Origin of the sequence: Kitasatospora sp. NPDC059973, from assembly GCF_042737525.1 — a bacterium.
Lineage (GTDB): Bacteria > Actinomycetota > Actinomycetes > Streptomycetales > Streptomycetaceae > Kitasatospora.
Genome location: NZ_JBHWUI010000333.1, coordinates 1 through 3,420 on the forward strand (window position 1 = coordinate 1; position 3,420 = coordinate 3,420).

3 protein-coding genes are annotated in these 3,420 nt (G+C 74.5%); 2 read left to right on the top strand and 1 reads right to left on the bottom strand.

Annotated elements, in window-relative coordinates; all coding sequences use genetic code 11:
* The first annotated feature begins 267 nt into the window (after positions 1 to 267).
* Both ACFWA9_RS38780 and ACFWA9_RS38785 read left to right on the top strand, forming a co-directional pair.
* On the top strand, positions 268 to 1,182 hold the full coding sequence (locus tag ACFWA9_RS38780) for a DUF4097 family beta strand repeat-containing protein (RefSeq protein WP_329489570.1): 915 nt from the start codon (positions 268 to 270) through the stop codon (positions 1,180 to 1,182).
* A 1-nt stretch (position 1,183) separates the two neighbouring features.
* Positions 1,184 to 2,221 carry a PadR family transcriptional regulator gene (locus tag ACFWA9_RS38785; RefSeq protein WP_329489569.1) on the top strand — a complete coding sequence of 346 codons (1,038 nt, stop codon included), beginning with the start codon at positions 1,184 to 1,186 and terminating at the stop codon, positions 2,219 to 2,221.
* Positions 2,222 to 2,251: 30 nt separating this feature from the next.
* Here ACFWA9_RS38785 and ACFWA9_RS38790 read toward each other — a convergent pair whose 3' ends face one another.
* On the bottom strand, positions 2,252 to 3,214 hold the full coding sequence (locus ACFWA9_RS38790) for a zinc-binding dehydrogenase (RefSeq protein WP_352293130.1): 963 nt from the start codon (positions 3,212 to 3,214) through the stop codon (positions 2,252 to 2,254).
* Positions 3,215 to 3,420 lie beyond the last annotated feature (206 nt).

Sequence of the window (3,420 nt, forward strand, 5' to 3'; positions counted from 1 at the left end):
GCCGCACAGGCCCCTGAGGGTCCCGCCTCTCCCGGATCTTGAAGTCCATCGCATCCCCTGAGCTGGGGCGTTGCGACGACCACTAGAACCTAAGCCCGCCTCCCGGGCCCTTCGCGTGCCGCGCCCCGTAGGGGGCGTCTCGGGGTTCGTTCCGGGTTGCTCTCCGGGGCGCCCCCGGGGCCGGATCCCTTGACTTCGCCGTCACGCGATATATCGTCTTTGGAAGAGGACGCGATACATCGCGAGTCGTAACGGGAGGCGGCAGACATGAGCCAGTGGACGGTCGAGGGCCCCGACAGGATCACCATCGACGGGGAGGTCGACGCCCTCCACGTACGGATCGTCGGAGGCGCCGTGAACGTGGTGGCCACCGAGGGCCCGGCCCGGCTGGAGGTCACCGAGCTGGAGGGCGAGCCCCTTCAGGTCACCCTCGCCGAGGGGGTGCTGACGGTCACCTACAAGGACCTCAGCTGGAGCGAGTTCGGCGAGTCGGTCAAGTCGGTGCAGTCCATCAAGTCGTTCTTCGGCGGGCTGCGGCGCACCCGCCGGGCCGTGGTCTCGCTGGCCGTACCGGCCGGCGCCAAGGTCAAGGCCGGCACCGTCTCCGCCGGCGCCACCGTCTCCGGCATCACCGCGCCGGTCTCGGTGCACAGCGCCAGCGGCGACGCCACCCTGGTCGGCCTGACCGGCCGGACGGAGGCCCACACCGTCTCCGGGGACGTCGACGCCCAGTCGCTCTCCGGCGACCTCAAGGTCAACACCGCCTCCGGGCAGGTCACCCTGGTCGCCGGCACCTCGGACAACGTGCAGGTCCACTCGGTCAACGGGGACGTCACCCTCGACCTCGACGTGGCCACCCCGTCGGAGATCCGGGTCACCACGGTGAGCGGCTCGGTCGGCGTCCGGCTGCCCTCCCTGGTCGACACCAAGGTCGAGGCGGGTACCAACAGCGGGGACGTCACCAGCACCTTCGAGCAGCTCAAGGTCGGCGGCTCCTGGGGCGCCAAGCGGCTCTCCGGCAAGCTCGGCGACGGCCGGGGCAACCTGGTGGTGACCACCGTCTCCGGCGCCGTCACCGTGCTCCGCCGGCCGGAGGCCGAGGACGACGGCCCCGTGATCGTCAAGGAACTCCCGGCAGGCCCCGACCTCGGCACCGGCCCCGACCTCACCAAGGAGGTCTGAGATGACCCCCGTCTTCGGCCACGGCCGCCTTCGCCTCTACCTGCTGAAGCTGCTCGACGAGGCACCGCGGCACGGCTACGAGGTCATCCGCCTCCTGGAGGAGCGCTTCCAGGGCCTGTACGCGCCCTCGGCCGGCACCGTCTACCCCCGGCTCGCCAAGCTGGAGCAGGAGGGCCTGGTGACGCAGAGCACCGAGGGCGGCCGCAAGGTCTACCGGCTCACCGAGGCCGGCCGGAGCGAGCTGGCGGCCCGCCAGGGCGAGCTGGACGAGCTGGAGCTGGAGATCCGCGACTCGGTGGCCCAGCTCGCCGGGGCGATCCGCGAGGACGTCCGGGACGGTGCCCGGAGCCTGCGCGAGGAGCTGTGGGGGGCGGCGAAGCAGGCACCCCGCCCGGAGGGCGCCGAGAGCGGGGACCCGTGGGCCGGCCCCTGGGGGGACAAGGACGCCTGGCAGCGCGCCAAGGACGAGTTCGCCCAGTTCAAGAAGCAGGCCAAGGAGCAGGCCAAGCGCGCCAAGGAGCAGGAGAAGGCGGCCAAGGCCAAGGCGAAGGCCGCCGAGGAGGAGGCCCGCAGGCTCCGCGAGCAGTCCCGGGCGGCGCGGACGGCCGCCCAGCAGGAGGCGCTGCGGATCAAGCGCCGGGTCGAGCAGCAGGTCCGCGACCACGCGGCCCGCGGCGACTGGCCGACCGGACTGGCCGAGGGGCTCTCCGAACTCACCAAGGGTCTGGCCGGGCTGGCCGACGCCGCCCGCTGGGGCCACCCGGCGCAGGACGCCGAGGCACCCGCCGAGAAGGTCAGGGTCACCCGGATCGACCTCGACAAGGACGAGCCGGCCGGCACCGCCCCGGCCGACCTTCCGGCCTGGACCGCGACCGACCCGGCCGGTGATCCGGCCCGCGAGCTGGAGCGGCTGCTCGACCGCTTCCGGGACCAGGTCCGCGACGCGGCCCGGGACGGCGGAGTGACGCCCGAGCGGCTGGCCGAGGCCCGCTCGGTGCTGGGCACGGCCGGCGAGCGGCTGCGCCGCCTGCTGGGCTGACCGGGCCGACGGGTCCGTGCGGGCCGGCGCTCAGGGGGTGAGCACGATCTTCCCGAAGACGTCGCCCCCGGCGAGCCGGGCGAAGCCCTCCCGGGCCTCGGCGAGCGGCAGCACCGAGTCGATCTGCGGCCGGACGCCGGTGGTGGCGCAGAGCGAGAGCAGCCCGGCCAGCTCCTCCTTGGTGCCCATGGTCGAGCCGACCACCCTGAGCTCCAGGAAGAAGATCCGGTTCAGCTCGGCGGTCTTCGGGTTGGGGCCGGAGGTGGCCCCGGAGATGACCACGGTGCCGCCCGGGCGCAGCGACTTCACCGAGTGCGCCCAGGTCGCGGCGCCGACCGTCTCCATCACCGCGTCCACCCGCTCGGGCAGCCGGGCGCCGCTCTCGAAGGCGGCGTCGGCGCCGAGCTCCACGGCCCGGGCCCGCTTGGCCTCGTCCCGGCCGGTGACCCAGACCCGCAGTCCGGCGGCCTTGCCGAGGACGATCAGGGCGGTCGCCACACCGCCGCCGGCGCCCTGCACCAGCACGGTGTCGCCGGGCTTCACCCCGGCGTTGGTGAACAGCATCCGGTAGGCCGTCAGCCAGGCGGTGGGCAGGCAGGCGGCCTGCTCGAAGCTGAGCCCGGCCGGCTTGGGCAGCAGGTTCCAGGTCGGCACCGCCACCCGCTGGGCGAAGGTGCCCTGGTAGTGCTCGGTGAGGATGGAGCGCCGCTCGTCCGGGCCCACGCCGTGGCCGCTCTGGCCGATCACCGAGTGGACGACCACTTCGTTGCCGTGCTCGTCGACGCCGGCGGCGTCGCAGCCGAGGATCATCGGCAGCTTCCCGGCGGGCAGGCCGACCCCGCGCAGCGACCAGAGGTCGTGGTGGTTGAGGCTGGCGGCCCTGACCGTGACCACGCTCCACCCGGGACGCGCCTGCGGTTCGGGGAGTTCGCCCAGCTCCAGCCCGCTCAGCGGGTCGTCGGCGTCGATTCGTGCGGCGTAGGCAGCAAACATGGTCCGGACGATAGCGGCGACGGGCGGGGCCCGGAACAGGGTGTGACTGTGACGCGCGTCCCGGGTTCGGCCGGGAACGCGGAGCCGGCCGGGGGGGCCCCCCCCCCCGGGGGGCGCCCCCCCCCCGGGGGAGCGCCCGGCGGCCCCCCCCGCCCCGCCGGCCCCCGGGCCCGGCGAGGGGTGGGGCCGGGGGGGCCCCCCCGCGC

Bases quoted from the DNA above. Each gene is read 5' to 3' on its own strand.
- ACFWA9_RS38780 (WP_329489570.1), top strand. From the start codon at position 268: ATGAGCCAGTGGACGGTCGAGGGCCCCGACAGGATCACCATCGACGGG.
- ACFWA9_RS38790 (WP_352293130.1), bottom strand. From the start codon at position 3,214: ATGTTTGCTGCCTACGCCGCACGAATCGACGCCGACGACCCGCTGAGC.
- ACFWA9_RS38785 (WP_329489569.1), top strand. From the start codon at position 1,184: ATGACCCCCGTCTTCGGCCACGGCCGCCTTCGCCTCTACCTGCTGAAG.